Here is a 16,384-nt window from a genome sequence, read left to right as displayed (position 1 = left end):
ATCTCTTTCATAAGACCGGCCTTAATGTAAGAGCTCTTTCATAAGAGCCGACCATTCCGGAGGAATCACCCATGGCTCGCGCGACCGGAACCTACGTGACGACCACAGCAGGCGACGAGAACGTCCGAGCATTCGTACCGCTAGCGCTCCCTCCGGAGGATCCAGTGCTCGATGCGAATGCCTACGTCGAACGGAATCGCTGCGCCGAGCTGGCCCTGGCTCGCCTCTCGGCCTTGAGTGGCTTCGCGGCATCCAGCGAATGGATCACCTACAGCGCCATCCGAAAGGAGGCACTTCTGACCTCTCAACTCGAAGGTATCCAGGTAACTCTTACCGATATCCTTGATGTGGAGGCGGGCATCAAAGTACCCAGCGCCGAACACGCCGAGGAGGTTGCCAACTACATTCGAGCCGTTAGATCCGCACGCGCTCAGCTCGCCGATCCGAAGGGCCTGTCCTTGTCGCTTCGCCTGCTCACAGAGGCCCACCGCGTGCTGATGTCCGGTGTTCGCGGCGCAACGAAGCAACCAGGTGCCATCAGGACCAGTCAGAACTGGATCGGCGGCACACGCCCGGGGAACGCGAGCTTCGTACCGCCACCGGCTAACGAGGTTCCCGGCGCACTCAGCGACCTGGAGCGGTACATCCATGCGCCATCCCCCACGCTCCCGCCCTTGGTCCGAACAGCGCTCGTGCACGCGCAGTTCGAGACCATCCATCCGTTCCTGGATGGCAATGGCCGCATCGGCCGATTGCTGATCGCCATGCTGCTCGAAGAGTGGAAGCTTCTACCGGAGCCGCTGCTTTACGTGTCCGGCTATCTGAAGGCGAATCAGCGCACCTACTACGATCGCCTTACTGCCGTTCGGCGCGACGGCGACTGGGAAGGATGGGTGTCCTTCTTTCTCGAAGGTGTCGAGGCGGCGGCCGAAGATGCCCAAAGGAACATCGTCGCCATCGCCGCACTGATCGCGGAAGACCGCAAACGCCTCCTGGCGAATGGCACCGGCACTCTGGTGACGTTACGTCTTTTTGAGTTACTTCCTACGATGCCCAAACTCACGGTAGATCGCGCGGTGCAGGCGCTCGACGTATCCCACCCGACAGCATCAAAGGCGATCGAAGTGCTACGTAGCATCGATGTCCTCCGCGAAACCACGGGCAAGCCACGCGCACAGCGGTTCGAGTACAAGCGTTACGTCGACTTGCTGCGAGAGTAAGACGCGCCGCAGCCCTACAGACAAGGTGATCGCGATTTGCTACGGTCATCTCGTTGCTCGCGCCTCCGCCCTTAGCGCTACGCGAGCAACCACCGCCACGGCGGTGAGAGTCGCAGGCCAGAGGTGTTAGCGCACCGCCTGGCCTGCTAACCACAACCAACTGAAGTGGAGTCGATAGTGGCTGTCCCTGATCATACGGTACTCGTCCGCCCGCCGGATCCCCCCGGCGACACCTCACCGGTTAACGGGCCGTCTGCATAATCCGCAGGCGCGGTTGAAGAACCGCTGCGACCGCCGTTTTGAGGCAATTCTTGATCGAATGAGGCAGGCATAACGCCTGGCAAGCCTCACGGGCGGATGTCGCTGCAAACCACTTCATCAATCAAGCCGCCCGGCGCCTGGATAGGGCAGCCGGTGAACCCGCGATCCTATGGTCCGTGGCACGGCAGGTCGTGTTGACTGTCGTGCCACGTTAGAGCGCGGTTGGCTCCGAAAAGGAAATGAGCATGAACGAGTTCATGATGACCTCCAACCGATCTACAGAATCGGAAGACAATGAACCCTCGCCGCACGAGCTTCTAAACGAAGCCACCGAATGGCTTCAATACTCACGTGGCGTCACCGCCACCCTGTCCGACCTCGTACACGAAGCGGATAGCGTCGATTGCAGGCAGATGTCGCTATCACTGGATGCCATTTCCGCGATGACGCAGGCAGCGTTGCATCTCGTTAGCGAAGCGCATGCGCAATTGCATGCGTTACGTGGCCGCACCACCTCGTCTGCAACGCCCTGAACGGAATGTACGCACGCGGGCAAGCAGCACAGAGCAGGCCCGCGTAGCCTTGACGCTCAGTCGGAGCTATTTTCGATCAGGTCGGTGATTCGATCGGGATACGGCGACGAAGGCCTCCGCGCATCCATATTGTCTACGGCATCGATGACAGGACTTATCGATGGCACGAAGCCCTCTAACTGAAGGCTTCTCATGTAGTTGGCGCCACGAACCCTGGCGTAGTAAGCGCGCCTCTCGGCCATCGTTGAAGTCATAAGAAGGCGCTCTCGTAAGAAGAGATCCACGGCGACGCGATCGCCTAAAGTTGAACTACGGAAGAGCCATGGCGAGACGATCCGTCAGAAGGAAAAGGGCCGCCCTTTGCACTCCTCTAATGAGGTCGTGTGGCAGCCCGTGACACCCCTTTGTATCGGATGCCATGGGACGGTTGCAACCGGCAATCGACGTTTAATCATGTCGATCCATTGCTCAGAGCTTCAACTCGCACGTCGCTAAGCACTTTTCGTCAATAGCATCAATGTGATACCTACAATCTCGCTCCGACTTATGGTGGCAGCCCGGTAACCAACGCCTGCGGGCATCACGCTTCTGAGATGACACTACGAATCATTGTTCGATACGAATTCACGTAGTGTGACGCATGCCGATCCACTTCATTGCGCCGCGCCCCCAACCTCGCGCTGAGTAGCCGTGAGCCTAGCCTTGAAGCTTTCCATCGGTCGTAATCGATGCCGAACTCTTGATCCAAGGGTGTTCTAAGCGACGACTTCGGCTTGCGACCGCGCAACGTCAATAGAGATAGTCTCCCCACTCAACGTCTCGCAGCGTCAAACGGCTCGTGATGCGTGTAAGAAAGATGAGGAAATGCGCAAAGGCCACCGCCGGATCCGCCAATGTTACGAATGCAGCGCCGTCCTCGCCTGGAATCAGGCCGCTGGTCCTGCGCACCAACATACCCTGACCGAGGTCTAAATAAACGTCAGGCCACTCCACCTCCGGACGCATCAGGATCGCACCCTGGATGCTCTGAAGCGATGATCCACCATACGTCACGACAGCACTAAAGATCTGACTTTCATCCCAGCTAAAGCCGAGATCTCCCATGACCGCCGAATCCTTACTACTTGGCGTCAAGGCCCGTACCGAGGCTATGTTTGGGCCAATCGTTCTTCTCCAGTCGGCCGCTGTGATGACCGTCTTCACTTCGATGGTCGCGATAACGCCCTCTACGTAGATCAGATCACTGCCACTGACAAACGGGAGACGTGGAAACGACTTAAGTACAAATACGATGTCTTGTTGCTTGGAGAAGCGATCGTTAGCATCGAAAATAACGCCACTCATTGCGGTAGACATATTCGGTAAGTGAGCGACCAGAAAATCACGAAGTACCGCCTCACGCGCGGCCCCAGCGGTGACGCTATGCGAAATCACCTTGGTCATTTGATACTGCGCACGAAGCGCATCAAGAGCGCCATCGGCGTAGTTAACTAGGAGCTTTTTCTGCTTTGCCACGTTGCATCCTTGGGAGCGCTGGCTAGTCACGGGTCGAGGTACAGTCAATTTCACAAGGTGTCCAAACACCAATGCATAGCGACTAGACAACCCATATCGCCAAACACGAACGCATTAGAGGGGAACCTCAAAGCACCATGCCTGTTACTTCCAAAGGCGATCGACCCTAAGGCAGCCGGCTCTGAAGGCGACTCTTGCGATCGAACGACAGTGGGCATCCCCGGACCCGCTCCGCGGCCTGCGTCATGTCCAGCGAGGTGCTGGCTGGGCAAACCGGGTAACAGCCAGTCGCCGCTCGAAGCCAAACGCTCAGCGCGCCAACCATCGTGCCTCACGGCGACGAATGATTCGACACCACCACACCTCGTACCGAAGCGTTTGCGAACACGGCAATGCCAGACTCGACCGTCATGCCGATCATGTTGCCACCACGGACTTGAATGCATAGGTCACGGGTCTCGCTGTGAAGGTCATACCCTTCCGCCGGCCCGGGATCAGCACCCACAGCCGCGCGTTTGGGGGCGGCCATGGCGAAGTAGGTGTAATAAACGTGGCGTCTTGGCCTCACAGTCGCCGCCGAGACGTCACTGACCAGCGACGGGGGAGGCGGCCCTGCAAGGAGGGATGACGACATAATGTCTCGAACTAGGTGCCCGTCGGTGCACAGTGACTCGTTCACGGAGACGTGCATCTGCTTGCCTGCCGCAACATCCAAATAGTTGTCGTCGCTGGAGAACGTCAGCAGCATCCACGCCTCATTGTCTTTGCGGCTATGCATGTCGGCGCGGTCGGCCAGAGGAATCTCCGATCCAGCAATGACGCGCAAATTGCCCGGTGTGATCGGACCCAGGTTCGTGGCGCATCCCACGAATGAGAGGGCGCTTGCGGCGACAAACACCACTTTTAGAAGACACAACGGGTAACCCCTTGGCATCCGATCCGCCCTCATACTTCACCTGACTGCACAGGACCCCGTACGGAAAGCCATGCCATGTGTGGTGCTGTTGCACTTTAGGCGAATGGTCCCTAGTCGGGTGTCTCAATCGCCACACGGATTCGGACAACTGAAAGCGAAAACGGCGACCCGGCGCAGGCCAGCGCCCGACTGACGTCAACCGTCTTGGTCGCGACTTGCGGGACACCATCAACAAGCAGTTGGTCAAGAAGTATTTACGGCTGGATGAGCGCAAGGCGGGGGGGCTTGCTCGTAACCGTTGGACGTGAGCGGCACTGGGATCATCCTGATAGAGGGGAGCGCCTCGACATCGATGGGCTTCGTGCCCTGTTGGCTACCGAAGCACAGCGCGTGGAACGCCTGATGCTCGGGGAGTCCGCTTGATGACCCATGTCATGTGTCTGCTGCCTCCGTTGCCTCGGGAGCGAAAGACCGAGTGATGAGTGGCGTGCGGCTGAAGCGCCATTGCCCCCAACACTCAGGACCGCTGCCACCAGCCACTTCCGTTCACCCGCCGTTGCGGCGGACGACGGTTTTGGCACATAAGTCGCCCTAGCCACGGTCACAGCACGGCGCTGAGAGTTCAGCTGTGATGTCGATCGAGGAAAAGAAGAAAGCCCTTGAGGGCCATTTTTTGAACCAGATAAATCGGGTCCGAGTCCTCTTACCTAGCGATTGCTAGACCAACGTACATTGGTGGGCGGCTCCTCCCATCGGCTAGGGAGCCTCATAACCAGGATGAGAGACAACGGCCTCCCAAAATGGAGCGGGTGAAGGGAATCGAACCCTCGTCAGTAGCTTGGGAAGCTACAGCTCTACCATTGAGCTACACCCGCATCGAGCCGCGATGTTAATACGACATGCAGCCCAGGGGAAAGGTGGCGGCCGACTGAACGGGCCAGAATCGCCTCACGCCGGGCGCACGGCCCGGGCGCATAATCGTGCCGGGGAATTCTTACGAGGACCGCCGCCATGCGCCTTTCCACGTTATCCATCGCCGTTGTGCTTACGCTCGGGGCCGGATCGGCGCTGGCGCAGTCGCGGACGGTTTCCACGGCCAACATGCCGAAGCCAGGCGTGAGCTATATCGCAGGCCCCAGCGCGCCTGAGCGCCGTGAAACGGTCAGCACCGGTACGTTGCCCACCCCGGCGAAGCTCTATGTCGGCGGCCAGGTCACGACCGGCAACTACGATTCCTCAAGCTCCCAGGTGGGCGGCGCCTACGTCGACGGCGGCTATTACGGCGGTGGCGGCTACTACGGTGGCTATCCCGGCGCGGGGAACTACCCGGGCGGCGGCTATCCCGGCCATGGCGGCTACCCCGGCGGTGGCCGTCCCGGTAACGGCCACGACAACGGCCATGGCCACGACCACGATGGCGGCAACGGCCGCCCCAACCCCGGCAATACGGTGGTCGTGGGCGGCACCTCCAACCCCAACCGTGACAACACCCGCTTCAACGTCGCCCCCGTGCGCGACAACAACGGCCGCGACCAGGGCCGGGGCGGCTGGAACAATGGTTACGGCGGCAACGGGTACGGGAACAACGGCTACGGCCACGGCAACAACGGCGTCCGACCTGTGGTCATGGAGCCCCCGCCGCGCCCCTACTCCCCCGGCAGCGGCCAGAGCAGCGTCCCGCTCTACCAGCAGCCCGGCTCCGGTCCGCCGCCACAGATCCCGCGCGGCGCCAGCACGCCCCAGCCCGGCCGGGGGCGTGGGTACTAGCCAGCCCCTGCGGCTACAATGGGCGGATGCACATCACCCTTAATGGCGATGCGCGCGATTGCGCGCCTGGCACCTCGATATCGTCCCTGCTCGACGCGGCGGGCTACGCGGGTAAACGCGTGGCCGTCGAGGTGAACCTCGAGATCGTGCCGCGCAGCGCGCACGCCACCCACCTGCTCGCCGAGGGCGACAAGGTGGAAATCGTCCATGCCATCGGCGGCGGCTAAGCCGCGCCCTTCGACGGAAGACCCCGCATGAACCACTTCTCCCCCGCTGGCGACGACCCGCTGATCGTCGCAGGCCGCACCTTCCACTCGCGCCTGCTCACCGGTACCGGCAAGTACAAGGATTTTGACGAGACCCGCCGCGCCACTGACGCCGCCGGCGCGCAGATCGTCACCCTGGCCATCCGCCGCGTGAACATCGGCCAGGATGCCAGCCAGCCGAACCTGCTGGAGGCCTTGCCGCCGGATCGCTTCACCCTGCTGCCCAACACTGCCGGCTGCTATACCGCCGACGAGGCCGTGCGCACCTGCCGCCTGGCCCGCGAGCTGCTGGATGGGCACAACCTGGTGAAGCTCGAAGTGCTGGGCGACCAGCGCACGCTCTACCCCGATGTGGTGCAGACCCTGGTCGCCGCCGAAAAACTCGTGGCCGATGGCTTCGATGTCATGGTCTACACCTCCGATGACCCGATCCTGGCCCGCCGCCTGGAAGAGATCGGTTGCGCCGCGATCATGCCGCTGGCCGCACCGATCGGCTCGGGCCTGGGCATCCAGAACCGCTACAACCTGCTCGAGATCGTCGAGAACGCCAAGGTCCCGGTCATCGTCGATGCGGGCGTCGGTACCGCCTCAGATGCCTCCATCGCGATGGAACTGGGTTGCGACGGCGTGCTGATGAACACCGCTATCGCCGGTGCAAAAGATCCTGTGCTGATGGCGCACGCGATGAAGCTGGCCGTGGAAGCAGGCCGTGCGGCGTTCCGCGCCGGCCGTATTCCGCGCAAGCGTTTCGCCTCGGCATCGAGCCCGGTGGAAGGACTGGTCGGTTAAGCAGCATGGCCCACGACAACGACAACACCACGGGCGACGACGCCCCGTTCCACCGCCGCATCCGCAGCTTCGTACTGCGCGAAGGCCGCATGACCCCGGCGCAGCAGCGCGCGTTCGATGACCACTGGGCGCGCTTTGGCCTTGATTACAAAGCCGAGGCCCGCGACCTGCCCGCCACGTTTGGCCGCGAAGCACCACGCGTGCTCGAGATCGGCTTCGGCAACGGCGAGGCGCTGGCCTGGGCCTCCGAGCACGACCTCGCACGCGACTACATTGGCGTCGAAGTACACGGCCCCGGCGTGGGCCGCCTGATGAACGCGCTGGCCGCACGCGATGCGAGCAACGTGCGCCTGTACAAGCACGATGCCGTCGAAGTACTGGAAAACGAGATTCCTCCCGGCAGCCTCTCCGAAGTGCGCATCTGGTTCCCGGACCCGTGGCACAAGAAGAAGCACAACAAGCGCCGCATCGTGCAGCCGGCCTTCGTGGCGCTGCTTGCCTCGCGCATGGCACCCGGTGGCCTGCTGCACCTGGCCACCGATTGGGAAGCCTACGCCGAGCACATGCGCGAGGTGATGGAAGCCGCACCCGGTTGGCGTAACCGCGTGGGCCCGGGCGCCACGGCCGAGCGTCCCGAATGGCGCATCGAGACCCATTTCGAGCGCCGCGGCATCCGTCTTGGCCATGGCGTCTGGGATTTCCTCTACGAATGGCACGGTTAGACAAGCCGTAGATCCAGAAATCGGCATCATCGGGCTTCGTGTCCCCCACGGAGCCCCGCATGTCCATTTCCACCCTGGCCGACCTGTTCGCAGAAACCCTCGAACAGGCCGGCGTACGCCGCATCTACGGCGTGGTCGGCGATAGCCTCAACGCCATCACCGAAGCCCTCCGCGAGCGCCAGCACATCGATTGGGTGCACGTTCGCCATGAAGAAGCCGCCGCGTTCGCCGCCGGTGGCGAAGCCCAGCTCACTGGTGAGCTCGCCGTCTGCGCGGGCAGTTGCGGCCCCGGCAACCTGCACCTCATCAACGGCCTGTTCGATTGCCACCGCACGCGCACGCCGGTGCTGGCGATCGCCGCGCATATTCCCAGTGCCGAGATCGGCAGCGGTTATTTCCAGGAAACCCACCCCACCGAGCTGTTCCGCGAGTGCAGCGTGTACTGCGAGATGGTCTCGGATCCGGCGCAGATGCCACACGTGCTCGATTCCGCCATTCGCGCGGCCGTGGGCCAGCGTGGCGTGGCCGTGGTCGTCATCCCGGGCGACGTGGCCATGAAGAAGGCTGTGGTGAAGAAGGTGACACCGGTCGCCGGGCTGCTGCCGCCCGCGCCCAAGGTCATCCCCGCAGAGCGCGAACTCGATGCACTCGCGGCGCTGCTCAACGCCGGCAAGCGTGTCACGTTGCTGTGCGGCCGCGGTACTGCCGGTGCGCACGCCGAACTGATCGCGCTCGCCGATGCGCTCAAGTCGCCGATCGTGCATGCGCTCGGCGGCAAGGAGTACGTGGAGTACGACAACCCGTTCGACGTGGGCATGACCGGCCTGATCGGTTTCAGCTCCGGCTACCACGCGATGGAGGATTGCGACACGCTACTGATACTGGGCACCGACTTCCCCTACCGTCAGTTCTACCCCGAAGACGCGAAGATCGCGCAGGTGGACATCCGCCCGGCCAACCTCGGCCGCCGCTGCCGCCTGGACCTCGGCGTGGTGGGTGATGTGGGCGAAACCCTGCGTGCCCTGCTCCCGCGCATCGAGCCCAAGCGCGTGCGCGGGCATCTCGATCGTTGCCTGGCCCATTACGCCCGCACCCGCGAGGACCTGGATGAACTGGCCGCGATCCGCGAAGGCCATGACCTGATCCATCCGCAGCAGGTCACCCACCTGGTGAGCGAGCTGGCCGAGGACGATGCGGTGTTCACCGTGGATGTGGGCACGCCCACGATCTGGGCGGCCCGCTACCTCAAGATGAATGGCAAGCGCCGGCTGGTCGGCTCCTTCGTGCACGGCTCCATGGCCAATGCGATGCCGCAGGCCATCGGTATCCAGGCTGCCTTCCCCGACAGGCAGGTGGTCTCGCTCTCGGGCGATGGTGGCTTCACCATGATGATGGGCGACTTCATCACGCTAGCCCAGGAGAAGCTGCCCGTGAAGATCATCGTGCTCAACAACGGCACGCTGGGCTTCGTGGAGCTGGAGATGAAGGCAGCCGGCCTGGTCGAAACCGGGGTCGAGCTGCGTAACCCGGATTTCGCGGCGATGGCCAACGCCATGGGCATCCACGGCCGCCGGGTGACCCGGGCCTCGGACCTGCCCGCGGCCATTGCCGAAGTGCTCTCGCACGAAGGCCCGGCCCTGCTCGATGTGGTGAGCAACCGCCTGGAGCTTTCCATGCCACCCAAGATCAGCGCCGAGCAGGTGAAGGGTTTCAGCCTGTATGCGCTGAAGGCGGTGATGAGCGGGCGCGGGGACACCATCGTGGACCTGGCCGTTTCCAACCTGAGCCGCTAACCGCGCCGCTTCTGGTAGGAGCCCACCCTGTGGGCGACGCTGTTCGCGAAGGCGCTACAGGCCTGTGGCGCTATCGCGAAAGATGTCGCCCACAGGGTGGGCTCCTACGTTGGCGGGGTTCGTGCGCTGGGCAGAAAAACTGGTTTGCTTCAGCCTCTAGCCACCCCTACCGCGTATACTCATCCGCCATCGACAGCAGCCTGGCGCAACGATGCCACCGCATGCCCCCATCGACCGGAACGGGACTGCCGGCTAGTGGCACTCACACTCACGCCTGAAATGATCCTCGTGCTGGGCCTGGTGGGCTTCACCATGCTCATGCTCGTGCTGGAGTGGATCCGGGCGGATATGGTGGCGTTGCTGGTGGTGGTCACCATCGGCCTCACGGGCCTGATCCCCGGCGAACAGGTATTCAACGGCTTCGCCGGTAACGCCGTTATCGCGATCATCGCCATCATGATCATGGGCGCCGGCCTGGACCGCGCCGGCGTGCTGAACCTCACCGCCTCCTTCGTCATGCGCATGGCGCGTGGCATGGAATCGCGCCTGGGCGTGGTGGTGAACAGCGTCACCAGCCTGTTCAGCGCGGTGATCCCCAGCCAGGCCCTCGCGGCCCTGATGATCCCGGTGACCTCGCGCCTCTCCGCCCGCACGGGCGTGCCCATGTCGCGGCTGCTGCTGCCCATGGCCTTCTGCATCCTGACGGCTACCAACACCACGCTGATCGCGAACTCGCCGCTGATCGTCCTCAACGACCTGATCGCCAGCGCCAACAGCAACCTGCCCCCCGGCGCACACACCATCCCGAAGTTCGGGCTGTTCAGCGTGACCCCAGTGGGCCTGATCCTGGCCCTGCTCGGCATCGGCTTCTTCTGGCTGTTCTCGAAGAAGCTGCTGCCGGAACGGGAAGATGAGCGCCTGAAGGTGACCCCGGGCCGTACCGAGAGCTACTTCGCCGATACCTATGGCATCGCGGGCGAGATCGCCGAGCTCACCGTCACCGCCGAGAGCCCGCTGGTAGGCATGAGCATCGGCGAGGTCGAGCAGCTCCATGGCGCCCCGCTTATCCTCGCGATCAAGAACGGCAACGAAAGCCGCGTGGCACCGCCTTCGGACCAGATGATCTGGGTGGGTACCGTGCTCGGCGTGCTGGCCCCCAAGGATGCGATCAACGCGTTCGCCAACAACCAGCTCTGCCGCGTCTCGATGCGCATGCGCCAGCTGGGCGAGCAGTTCAACACCACGCGGGCCGGTATTTCCGAGGCCGTGATCCCGCCGAGCTCGCGCTTCATCAAGCAAAGCGTGGGCGAGCTACGTCTGCGCAAGCGCTTCGGCATCTCGGTGCTGGCGGTGAACCGTGGCGATGAAGTGTTCCGCGAGGACGTGCGCGCGGTGACCCTGCGTGCGGGCGACACGCTGGTGCTGCACAGCAAGTGGCGCGACCTCATGCTGGCCGAGGAAGACCGCGATATCGTCGTGGTCACCGATATTCCCAAGGAAGAGCAGCGCCCCGGCAAGATCTGGCAGGCCGTCGGCTTCTTCGTGCTGGCCAAGTGCCTGGCCCTGTTCACCCACCTGGACCTGTCGGTGGCGATGATGACCGGCGCGGTGGGCATGCTGCTCACCGGCGTGCTGAACATGGACGAGGCCTACAAGGCCATCAACTGGAAGACCATCTTCGTCACCGCCTGCCTGATTCCGCTGGGCTGGTCGATGGATTCCACGGGTACGGCCAGCTGGATCGCGCAGGAAGTACTGGCGGTGCTGGGCCACGCGCCGCAGTGGACCCTGCAGCTCTCCATCGCCGTGCTCACCCTGCTTTTCTCGCAAGTCATGTCGAACGTGGGCGCCACGGTGATGATGGTGCCGATCGCGATCAGCGTGGCGGTTACCACGGGCGGCAACCCCTCGGCCTATGCGCTGATCGTGGCGGTATCGTCCTCGAACACGTTCCTGCTTTCGTCGGGCCACCCGGCGCTGATGATGGTGGCCGGCCCCGGCGGCTACCGCGCCACGGATTTCCTCCGCGTGGGTATCCCGCTGACGATCCTCATGCTAGTGGTGACCCTGGTGGCCATCAACCTGATGTACCGCTGAGGCACGCGGCACTGCCCCGTAGGAGCCCACCCTGTGGGCGACATCTTTTCGCGAAGCATCGCCAGGGCCTGGACCCATGAGGCGATGGTTGTCGCCCACAGGGTGGGCTCCTACAGAAAAATCTCAGGCCAGGTGGACGGTGCCGTTGGTGACCGAAACGGCCACGGCACGCAGCCGATCACCCTTGCACGGCCCCGTCTGGCAGTTCCCATCCCCGGCCGTGAAGGTAGCCCCATGGGCGGCGCAGATGATCAGGCCATTGCGCACCAGGAACCGCCCCGGGGCGTAATCCAGTCGGCGGCCCGCATGGGGGCACACGTTGTAGAAGGCGCTCACCTGGCCGCCATCGCGGTAGACCAGCAGGGATTCGAGCTCGCCGGCGACCATGGCCTCCACTTCGATGGCATTGCCATCGGGAATGTCATCGAGCTGGCAGAGAGGGGCGGTATCGGTGCTGGTCGTCATGGCACTTGTCTATGAGGGTCGGATGCCCCAAGGTAAAGAGGCTCACACGTATGTCATTGTGCCACACGGAATTTTAACCCATGCGCTTCGTCTTCCCGCCCATCCGCCGCTCGCGTAACCCGCTGGTCCGCGCCCTGTCCCTGATGGCGGGCCTGGCCGTGCTCGGTGTGCTGCTCGTCTTCGGTGTGGTCGTGATCGGCGTGCTCGTGGCCGGCGGCCTGGTGTTCCTGGCCGTGCGCCAGTGGAAGCTGGCGGCCGCACGCGCGAACGGCACCGCCGCCCCGCAGCCGGCTGCCGCCCGCCCGAAGGACCCCGAGGTCCTCGAAGGCGAGTTCGTGGTCATCCAGCAGGGCCGCCCGGTCCACCATTAAGCGGCGGCGCAAGGTCCGGATAGCCGGGCCCGAGCGGCCACCTTACGCTGGCTTCCCATGAAGGAGGCCACCATGAACCGTCCCGCCCTCGCCATGCCCCACACCGATGACGCCCTGGAACGCGTGCGCCTTGCCCTTGAGCAAGACGACACCCCGGCCGACCTGGCCAGCCTGGCCACGATCGCGGGCCTTAGCCCCACCCACCTGCAGCGGGTATTCCGCCGTCGCTACGGCGTAAGCCCGGCGGAATACGCGCGCTCGCGCCGTTTTGGCCAGCTGCGCGAAGCACTGCGCGGCGGTGCGGCGGTAACCGATGCCGTGTACGACGCAGGCTTCGGTTCCGGCAGCCGCGTTTACGAAGAGAGCGACCGTCGCCTGGGCATGACCCCGGCCAGCTACCGCGCCGGCGGCGCGGGCGCGTCCATCCGCTACACCACCACAAACACGCCGCTGGGTCAGCTCCTGGTCGCCACCACGGCACGCGGCATCTGTGCCGTCACGCTAGGCGCCGACGACGCCGAGCTTGAAGACCGGCTGGCGGCCGAGTTCCCGCTCGCCGAACGCGAACGGGTCGATGCCGGGCGCGAAGAGTGGCTGGACGCCGTGATCGCGCGCGTGACCCACGACCTGGGTTGGAGCGATAGCGCGGCGCCCGCGATGCCGCCGCTGGATGTCGCGGCCACGGCGTTCCAATGGCGGGTGTGGGATGCCCTCACCCGCATTCCGCTGGGCGAAACGCTGAGCTATGGCGAGCTGGCTGCAAAGCTGGGCGTGCCGAAGGCCGCACGCGCCATCGGCCGTGCATGCGGCAGCAACAAGCTCGCGTTGCTGGTGCCGTGCCACCGCATCATCCGCGAGGATGGCAGCCTGGGCGGCTGGCGCTGGGGCATGGAGATCAAGCGGCAACTGCTGGCCACCGAACATGCCATGAGCGCCGCTAAAGGCTGACCCGCATAGGTTTCGCTACCGCCCGCGACACACGGGCGATATCGTTTCGGTTTGGCGCCACGCGTTCGTGGCGCGCCTTGCCCTGGTTCGCCCTGCCATGTCCGACGCTGCCTGCCCCGCCACCCCCGCCACCACGACCGAGTCGCGCTGGCTTGTACCGCTGTCGCTGTTCGCGCTGTACGTCATCTGGGGTTCGACCTACCTGGGCATTCGCTATGCGCTGGTGAGCTATCCGCCGTTCCTGCTGGCGGCGTTGCGCTTCGCCATTGCCGGCGTGCTGTTGTTCGCCGTATTGCGCCTGCGCGGTGCCGCGCTGCCAACGGGCCGCCAGTGGCGTAACGCCGCCATCGTCGGCACGCTGCTGCTGGCCGGCGGCAATGGCCTGGTGTGCTACGCCGAACAATCGGTGAGTTCCGGCATCGCTGCGGTGGCCGTGGCGAGCATGCCCTTGTTCGCTGCCGTGTTTGGCGGGCTCTACGGTGAATGGCCCTCGCGCGCGGAAACGGCCGGCCTCGTGCTTGGTTTTATCGGCGTCATCGTGCTGAACCTGGGTGCGGGACTTTCCGGTTCGCCCCTCGGTGCGATCGCGCTGATCGTGGCGGCCTCGTCGTGGGCGTTCGGCTCGGTATGGTCCAAGCGCCAGGACATGCCGAAGGGCCCCATGAACGTGGCCGCACAGATGCTCTGCGCCAGCGTCGCCCTGGGCCTTATCGCCCTGCTGCATGGCGAGCGACTGCCGGCCCATCCGCAGGCGTCGGCCACGGCGGCCCTGCTCTACCTGGTGGTGTTCGGCTCGCTCATCGCCTTCAGCGCCTACCTGTTCGTACTGAAGACCGTGCGCCCCGCCCTGGCTACCAGCTACGCGTACGTGAATCCGCCGGTGGCCGTGCTGTTCGGGGTGGCGCTTGCCGGTGAGCACGTCGGCCCGTTCGATCTGGCAGGCATGGCCATCATCCTGGTGGGCGTGGGCATCATCACCATGATGCGCCAACGGAAGGCTTGACCCGGACAAGTGTGACGCACGTCGCACTTTGGGAGGGCCTTCACGCTTTTTCAGAATTGTTCGATTTTCGCGGGCCATACCGGCGCCCTAGGCTTTCCTGCCGCCTCGCTGGAGAGCCCCATGGATGGCCGAGCCTGCCTCCGCCACCGCTCGCAACGCCTGCGCCTTTGCGGCGCACGCCTGGCAACGCTGCTGTGCATCGCCATCGCGGCGCTGGCCTCGTGCCAGCCGTTCCGCGATGACGATGCCGTCTTCTCAGCACCCGTCACCGACTTCGCCGACTACGACGCGTGCGTCGACCGCGGCGGCCGCTGGCTGTTGCAGGCGCACCGCTGCAAGGAACCCCGCGCCAGTGGTGCCAGCGAAGCATCGCCGGCACCACCCTGAGCGGATTACAGCTCGCGCAATGCGGTCGTGACCGGGACACGCGCCGCGCGAAGGGCCGGGAACAGGCCGCCAATGAAACCGATGGCCAGCGCCCATTTCAGCCCGGTCCACAACAACGCTGGCCCCACCTGGAGCTGGAATACCACCTGGCTGAAGTTCGCGCCGAGTGTGGATGCGGTGTAGTGATGGAAGATGATCCACACCAGCCCCGCACCAATCACACCGCCCAGCAAGGCCAGCAGCATGGTCTCCAGCAGGACCGATACCACCACGGGCACACCACGAAAGCCGATGGCACGCAGCGTGGCGATTTCCCGGGCACGCGCCTGGATCGCGGCAAACATGGTGTTCAACGCGCCGAATACCGCACCGATCGCCATGATGATGCCCACCGTGATGCCCACGATGCGCAACGTCTTGGTCAATGCCTCGGACTGCTTGCTGAAGTAGGCCTGCGTGGTGCTGACATCCACTTTCAGCCGCGGATCGGCCGCGAGGCTGGCCTTGAACTGGTCGAACGCCTGCGGTGAATCGAGCAGTACGGTGACCGATGCGACGCTACTGCCGCGGCGGTAGGCCGATGCGACGCTCTTCGTATCGCCCCACAGCTCCGACTCCAGCGCATCGTGGGATTCGAACTCGCCCACGACGGTCCAGGCCTGCCCGGCCAGCCGGATCGATTTGCCGACCTCCAGGCCAGCGAACTGCCCCTCGGCGCCCTTGCCGACGATCAACTCACGCAGGCCCGGCGTGAATTTCCGACCCGCAATGATTTTCACGTTATCGCGTAATGCCCACACATCATCGCTCACGCCACGGATGGGCACGTTGGAATCGCTGTTGGGGTCGCCCTTGCGCGGCAGGTTCGCGACGACAACCAGCTCGCCGGATGCGATCGGCCGCCCTTCAGGACCCTTCTTCACACCCGGTGCCTGCATCACCACGTTCGCGCTATCGCGATCAAGCACGGAGTTCAGTTCGGCCTGAGAGCCGCCACGCAACACGATAGCCGTGTGGTCGTTACCGGACGCACGCAAGGTTTCGGCGAAGCCTTCGCTCATGGCGAGCATGGCCACGAGCACACCCACGACGCCGGCGATACCAACCACCACGACCGACGATGAGCCCAGCCGCTGCGTCACCGTGGAAAGGCCGACACGGGTCACCTGCCAGGTCTGTCGGCCACGGCGCGTCGTTGCCATCCACACGGCAAGCAACACGGCCAGCACCACCACACCCTGCCACGGCATCGCGGTCCACACCACGAGGAACAGCACGATGATCGCGAGCAGCAGGAGGCCACCGAGGAATTTTTTGAAAGTCTTCATGGC

17 protein-coding genes and 1 tRNA gene are annotated in these 16,384 nt (G+C 64.1%); 12 read left to right on the top strand and 6 right to left on the bottom strand.

What is annotated here, in order from left to right; translation table 11 throughout:
- Nucleotides 1–71: 71 nt before the first annotated feature.
- The gene (locus L2Y97_RS03025) at nt 72–1,220 is read left to right on the top strand and encodes a Fic family protein (RefSeq protein WP_247432805.1); all 1,149 of its coding nucleotides are present in this window, start codon (nt 72–74) and stop codon (nt 1,218–1,220) included.
- Nucleotides 1,221–1,726: 506 nt separating this feature from the next.
- Entirely contained in the window at nt 1,727–2,014 is a 288-nt protein-coding gene (locus L2Y97_RS03020; protein ID WP_247432802.1) for a hypothetical protein, read from the top strand.
- A gap of 56 nt (nt 2,015–2,070) precedes the next feature.
- Here the strand turns inward: L2Y97_RS03020 and L2Y97_RS22485 are convergent, their stop codons facing one another.
- From L2Y97_RS22485 to L2Y97_RS03005, 4 genes are all read right to left on the bottom strand, one after another.
- On the bottom strand, nt 2,071–2,256 hold the full coding sequence (locus L2Y97_RS22485) for a YhfG family protein (RefSeq protein ID WP_425492843.1): 186 nt from the start codon (nt 2,254–2,256) through the stop codon (nt 2,071–2,073).
- Between the two features lie 547 nt (nt 2,257–2,803).
- On the bottom strand, nt 2,804–3,529 hold the full coding sequence (locus L2Y97_RS03015) for a DUF6602 domain-containing protein (protein ID WP_247432799.1): 726 nt from the start codon (nt 3,527–3,529) through the stop codon (nt 2,804–2,806).
- Between the two features lie 331 nt (nt 3,530–3,860).
- Nucleotides 3,861–4,445, bottom strand: coding sequence for a hypothetical protein (locus L2Y97_RS03010; RefSeq protein WP_247432795.1), 585 nt, complete (start codon nt 4,443–4,445; stop codon nt 3,861–3,863).
- 801 nt (nt 4,446–5,246) lie between these two features.
- A tRNA-Gly gene (locus L2Y97_RS03005) sits at nt 5,247–5,320 on the bottom strand.
- Between the two features lie 136 nt (nt 5,321–5,456).
- Here L2Y97_RS03005 and L2Y97_RS03000 point away from each other — a divergent pair.
- From L2Y97_RS03000 to L2Y97_RS02975, 6 genes are all read left to right on the top strand, one after another.
- A complete protein-coding gene (locus L2Y97_RS03000) occupies nt 5,457–6,212 on the top strand; it encodes a hypothetical protein (RefSeq protein WP_247432792.1) in 756 nt (251 codons plus the stop codon).
- Between the two features lie 26 nt (nt 6,213–6,238).
- Complete coding sequence (gene thiS / locus L2Y97_RS02995; protein ID WP_247432789.1) at nt 6,239–6,439, top strand: sulfur carrier protein ThiS; 201 nt, start codon at nt 6,239–6,241, stop codon at nt 6,437–6,439.
- 27 nt (nt 6,440–6,466) lie between these two features.
- Nucleotides 6,467–7,267, top strand: a complete 801-nt coding sequence (locus tag L2Y97_RS02990) for a thiazole synthase (RefSeq protein WP_247432786.1) — start codon at nt 6,467–6,469, stop codon at nt 7,265–7,267.
- A gap of 5 nt (nt 7,268–7,272) precedes the next feature.
- Nucleotides 7,273–7,989, top strand: coding sequence for a tRNA (guanosine(46)-N7)-methyltransferase TrmB (gene trmB, locus L2Y97_RS02985; protein ID WP_247432783.1), 717 nt, complete (start codon nt 7,273–7,275; stop codon nt 7,987–7,989).
- A 74-nt stretch (nt 7,990–8,063) separates the two neighbouring features.
- Nucleotides 8,064–9,782: a ubiquinone-dependent pyruvate dehydrogenase gene (gene poxB / locus L2Y97_RS02980; RefSeq protein WP_247436666.1), complete on the top strand. Its 1,719-nt coding sequence runs from the start codon at nt 8,064–8,066 to the stop codon at nt 9,780–9,782.
- 279 nt (nt 9,783–10,061) lie between these two features.
- The gene (locus tag L2Y97_RS02975) at nt 10,062–11,879 is read left to right on the top strand and encodes an SLC13 family permease (protein ID WP_247436663.1); all 1,818 of its coding nucleotides are present in this window, start codon (nt 10,062–10,064) and stop codon (nt 11,877–11,879) included.
- Nucleotides 11,880–12,002: 123 nt separating this feature from the next.
- Here the strand turns inward: L2Y97_RS02975 and L2Y97_RS02970 are convergent, their stop codons facing one another.
- A complete protein-coding gene (locus L2Y97_RS02970; protein WP_247432780.1) occupies nt 12,003–12,344 on the bottom strand; it encodes a Rieske (2Fe-2S) protein in 342 nt (113 codons plus the stop codon).
- 80 nt (nt 12,345–12,424) lie between these two features.
- Between L2Y97_RS02970 and L2Y97_RS02965 the strand changes: the two genes are divergently transcribed.
- The 4 genes from L2Y97_RS02965 to L2Y97_RS02950 all read left to right on the top strand — a co-directional run bounded on the left by L2Y97_RS02965 (nt 12,425) and on the right by L2Y97_RS02950 (nt 15,053).
- Nucleotides 12,425–12,715 (top strand): hypothetical protein, encoded by a 291-nt coding sequence (locus L2Y97_RS02965; RefSeq protein WP_247432778.1) that lies wholly within the window; start codon nt 12,425–12,427, stop codon nt 12,713–12,715.
- A gap of 72 nt (nt 12,716–12,787) precedes the next feature.
- Nucleotides 12,788–13,663 carry a methylated-DNA--[protein]-cysteine S-methyltransferase gene (locus L2Y97_RS02960; protein ID WP_247432775.1) on the top strand — a complete coding sequence of 292 codons (876 nt, stop codon included), beginning with the start codon at nt 12,788–12,790 and terminating at the stop codon, nt 13,661–13,663.
- Nucleotides 13,664–13,760: 97 nt separating this feature from the next.
- Entirely contained in the window at nt 13,761–14,666 is a 906-nt protein-coding gene (yedA, locus tag L2Y97_RS02955) for a drug/metabolite exporter YedA (protein ID WP_247432772.1), read from the top strand.
- A 120-nt stretch (nt 14,667–14,786) separates the two neighbouring features.
- On the top strand, nt 14,787–15,053 hold the full coding sequence (locus tag L2Y97_RS02950; RefSeq protein WP_247432769.1) for a hypothetical protein: 267 nt from the start codon (nt 14,787–14,789) through the stop codon (nt 15,051–15,053).
- Between the two features lie 5 nt (nt 15,054–15,058).
- Here the strand turns inward: L2Y97_RS02950 and L2Y97_RS02945 are convergent, their stop codons facing one another.
- The gene (locus L2Y97_RS02945; protein WP_247432766.1) at nt 15,059–16,381 is read right to left on the bottom strand and encodes an ABC transporter permease; all 1,323 of its coding nucleotides are present in this window, start codon (nt 16,379–16,381) and stop codon (nt 15,059–15,061) included.
- Nucleotides 16,382–16,384 lie beyond the last annotated feature (3 nt).

The organism is Luteibacter aegosomatissinici, assembly GCF_023078495.1.
Taxonomy (GTDB): Bacteria; Pseudomonadota; Gammaproteobacteria; order Xanthomonadales; family Rhodanobacteraceae; genus Luteibacter; species Luteibacter aegosomatissinici.
Note: the sequence above shows the minus strand (reverse complement) of the source record. Positions and strands in the feature narration are given on the sequence as shown.